We start from the raw sequence: 4,257 nt of genomic DNA on the forward strand, positions 1-4,257 counted from the left end.
CATCTTTGGTTGCCGAAAAAATTACAAAATCTTTTAAATCGTTTTTGACTTCACTTCTATTTTTTATTCTCTCTAAAAATTTCGGCAAAACTTTATACTCACCCTCAACGGCTTTTATATAAGGATTATATCCTCTATGAGAAGAGCCACTATGACACTTATCAAAAATCAGAATTTTTTTCGATTTTATCTTGCCGAGCATAGAGTATAATTCATCATCCAATAAGATACCATCCGTTATAAAATCTTTATCATCTAAATCAATATCATAAAGAGCAGTTGCCTCATCTTTTTTATCATCTTCATCACCACTTTTATCAACTACTTGAACTCCATGACCAGAGTAATAAAATAGAAAGGTATTTCCAAAACGGTTTTTATCACTTCTGATATAACCATCAAATGCTTCTCTAACACCACTCAAAGTTGCCTCACTATCAGAGAGAGTGGTTATGTTATTGATATTCAGATGTCTAAGAAGTTTCTTGATATTTTTCAAATCTTTCTCTACTCCATGTAGAGGTCGTATTCTATTTTTATACTCCCCAACACCGATAACCAAAGCATCACTTCTTGGGTTGTTATTTACATAATCAACTTTTGGTTTAGAAACTTCTCTCTTTTTAACAGTTGGGTTTGGAGTACAACCTACTATAACCATCAATGGTATTATAAGTAGGGTGGTGCATTTATGCCCACCAAAAAGAGATTTTATAAAATTTAACGGTGGGCTTAAAAGCTCCACCCTACAAAAATGAATTATATTTTTCATTCTCCATACTCCAAAGTTACTCTTCGGCTTTTGGAATAATCTTCCTTCCCACTACAGCTATACTCCCTATCCACTTTTTGCTTCTCTCCAAATCTACATATTGGAAAACTCTCACCATACCCCTCTGCTCTTATATTGTTCTCTTTTAGACCAAAGTTAGAAACCAGATAACTCTTTAATCCATTGGCTCTTTGGATTGATAGCTCTTGATTAGATTGATTGTCTCCTCTTGTGTCTGTGTAGCCTGTGATGTAGACTACCCTGTTGGTATAATCTTTTTTGGATAGTAGTTTTCCTATCTCTTTGGCTTGGGTAAGATTTACTCCATCTTCTATCTGTGAACTTCCTGAATTAAAATTTAGAGGAATACCTTTGATGGTACTAAACTCTCCCATCATTGCATCTCTAGTCTCACCTTTGACTCTTGGCATAATATATCCCTCTAGCCTATCACTACTAATAACAGAACTGTCTGTTTTAGCAATTTTAATCACTTGATTACTCTGTTGAGAGTGTCTCTTTATCTGATTTTTTAGATAAAAACGATACTGTTCAAACATCTCAAACTTATTTTTGTCAATCAAAGATAGAGCCTTTTGGTAACTTTTTGATGCACCTAAACTATCTCTATTTTTTTCATACTTATCACCCTTTGCAATCAAAAGAGCTACTTTACTCTTTTGATTTGGGCAGTTGTTATGGAGTTTTGTTAGAGCCTCTTTATCAAAGTTATGATTATCTACAAAAGCTCTTAAATCTTCACAACTATCGGTCTTATATGAGATATTTTTTTTAACATCAACTACCTCAATTTTCTTTATATTTTGACTTTTGGTACTACTACATGAATTTAGCATAAAGATTAATACCATTATTAATGATAATCTGCTCATCAACTATTCTCCTAATCCAAAATTTGAATCTCAACGCGTCGATTCTCTCTTTGACCCTCATTTGTATCATTTGGAGCGATTGGATTCATCTCTCCATCTCCTTTAATCTCAATTTTGTTAGACTCAATTCCTAGTTCTATAAGTTTAGATTTGATAGCTTTAGCTCTGCTAACTGATAATTTTTGATTAAAACTCTCTGTACCTCTTGAATCGGCATGTCCTATAAGTAAGATTCGTTTATTATTATTTTTTAGATAATTATTTAACTCCTCTATTTTATTGAGATAGGTAATATTTAGATTATTTGAAGCTGTATCAAATTGAAAAATAAAATTGCTTACTTCTATATCAACATACTCTGTTATTCCATCCGTTTTTATAAAAGAGGGTCTATCCTCAACTCTATTAGTATTTACCATCTGTTGTTCTGGTTGTATATTTTGTATTATTTTTTCAACAACTTTTTCAACACTACCAATGTTTATCGTGTCATGATACATCCAATCTTTACTAATAGTTGCTATCTTCCGTAACTCCTCCTTCTTTTTCTCTTCTACAGCATAACCGATAACCTGTAGATTTACTTTGACTCCATATTTTTTATAGAGCTTTTTCGCCTCTTCAACTGGATTTCCTCCACAGTTATCTTTTCCATCACTTAGCAAGATAACCATCTTTTTTTCTGAACGGCTCAACATCTCATTACTAAGTCTAATAGCATCAGCCAAAGGTGAAACACCCCAAGCTTCAATATCCTCTATCCGATTCAATATATTTGTGGGATTCCCTAATTCTACTTCAGCTTTGGCTCTACATCTTCGCACATTATCATAAGTGATTAGAGCGGTATTAAACTTCTCTTTGTCCATTTTTTTAACGGTCTCAAAAACAGATTTTTTGGCATTATACATCTTTGATTTTCCATCTTCAAGAGTCTTCATACTCTCTGAACTATCCAAGATAAACAGAACTACAGGTTTATCCTCACTACTCTCTTTTGGAAGCTCTTTTACCGAACAACCACCAATCAACAAGGAGATAAAAACCCCTTGCACTACTCTTTTTGTAAACATCATCTCTCCTTTGCCAATTAAAATTGGTACTGAAAACCCACGGTGAGGTGAGTCAAGTCTGAACCATCAAGCATTGTGTAGTTCAAATAGAGGTCAGTTCGCTCAATAAGCCTAAATCCTCCACCTAATCCGAATGCTAAACCATAACCACTATTTGTATCACTTCCCCAAATACCACCATCTATTGAGTAGCTTCTATAGACTGCTCCAACTCTTGGTTTGATATAAAATCTAGGTGCAACATCATAAATATAGCCAATATACCCTGCAAAAGTTGTGGCTGTAAAGTCTATATTGTTTCTTGATGGTGAGCTTATAGAGTGGGTTAGTGCAGCTTCTGTTGTCAGAACGCCTCTGCCAAGCCTTATGAGTGGCAGACCGATATTTAATGCTCCTGCCACACCACTATCATACCAAAGAGGTGACTCTAGTGATATGCCACCTCCTATATAGATACCTCCTATCTCGTCATCATGTGCTATTACTGCTGATGAGAAGATTGCTATTATCGTTACTGTTGATAAAATTTTTTTCATGATAAATCCTTTATTTTGCATACCAGTAGCTTACTTTAATCTTATCCCCATCTTTAGGAAGAGCTGTTCCATAAAACAGAATACTATTATATGACTCAACATATTTCCAACCATTGTTACTGTTATGCGTTATCTCATTACCATTGATTGTAACATAGATGGTGGACTCTATAATATTTTTATTTTTAAGCTTATACCCTACATCACCCGTAGCATTTTGGGCTATATTATTCATAATCATGCTATAACTTGATGTATTTCTTATATCTGCTATTAAACCACCTGTTTTTGTAGCTAAATCATCATATTGACCAGTCTTTTCATATTTATTCAATAAAAACTCATCACTGTTTACAATAGAATATACTCTATAACCTCTCTCTACAAAAAGATTATTATCTATATCAAAATTTTTACCAGCTCTCTGATTATACTCATTGGGTTCATCAGACAACATAATAATAGAGAGTGAAGTATCTTTATCATAAGGCATACCCAACTGCGTTAATAATCCGTCACTACTATCACCAAAAGCTTTAGATTGTAGAACTCTTTCAGAATTATAGATACCTGCCTCTATATGTGAACCTTCTGTACCCACAACTACTTTTTCTTTAAATAGCTCTATATTATTTTCAATAATTCCAGTACTATTAAGAAGCCTTGATGCAGATTCATAATCATTATAAGAACCATAGTAGTCATAATAATCACTACAATAAGTAGTAATATCAATTCCACAACTGGTTGTAATAATAGCTATTCTAAAACCTATACCTGCATTGGTAATAGCATTGGCAAAATCTTTTGATGCTTGAGATATAGCATCCTGATAATTCCTCATACTTCCACTATCATCAACAACAAATAAGAAATCAGATGTTTTTTGCTCGGTTTCTGTACTTGTTTCAAATAAATCTGTTTTTGAAGATATCACTAAACTATTGTCAATTATATTTTGAGTGTTGATTATAGAGGCTATA

The 4,257-nt window shown here is 33.3% G+C and carries 5 protein-coding genes; all 5 read right to left on the bottom strand.

From position 1 onward, the window contains the following. On the bottom strand, positions 1 to 772 hold a 772-nt coding region (locus tag GSY74_RS02055), incomplete at its 3' end, for a caspase family protein (RefSeq protein ID WP_164663455.1). Next, positions 769 to 1,665 carry an OmpA family protein gene (locus GSY74_RS02060; protein ID WP_164663456.1) on the bottom strand — a complete coding sequence of 299 codons (897 nt, stop codon included), beginning with the start codon at positions 1,663 to 1,665 and terminating at the stop codon, positions 769 to 771. The genes GSY74_RS02055 and GSY74_RS02060, both read right to left, overlap by 4 nt. Positions 1,666 to 1,676: 11 nt before the next feature. Continuing rightward, positions 1,677 to 2,738: an OmpA family protein gene (locus GSY74_RS02065; protein WP_164663457.1), complete on the bottom strand. Its 1,062-nt coding sequence runs from the start codon at positions 2,736 to 2,738 to the stop codon at positions 1,677 to 1,679. A gap of 17 nt (positions 2,739 to 2,755) precedes the next feature. Continuing rightward, the gene (locus tag GSY74_RS02070; protein ID WP_164663458.1) at positions 2,756 to 3,274 is read right to left on the bottom strand and encodes an outer membrane beta-barrel protein; all 519 of its coding nucleotides are present in this window, start codon (positions 3,272 to 3,274) and stop codon (positions 2,756 to 2,758) included. Positions 3,275 to 3,284: 10 nt separating this feature from the next. Next, positions 3,285 to 4,257: VWA domain-containing protein (locus GSY74_RS02075; RefSeq protein ID WP_223157432.1), on the bottom strand; the 973-nt coding region annotated here is incomplete at its 5' end.

Source organism: Sulfurovum sp. bin170, assembly GCF_010892395.1.
In the GTDB taxonomy this organism is placed as follows: Bacteria; Campylobacterota; Campylobacteria; order Campylobacterales; family Sulfurovaceae; genus UBA1140.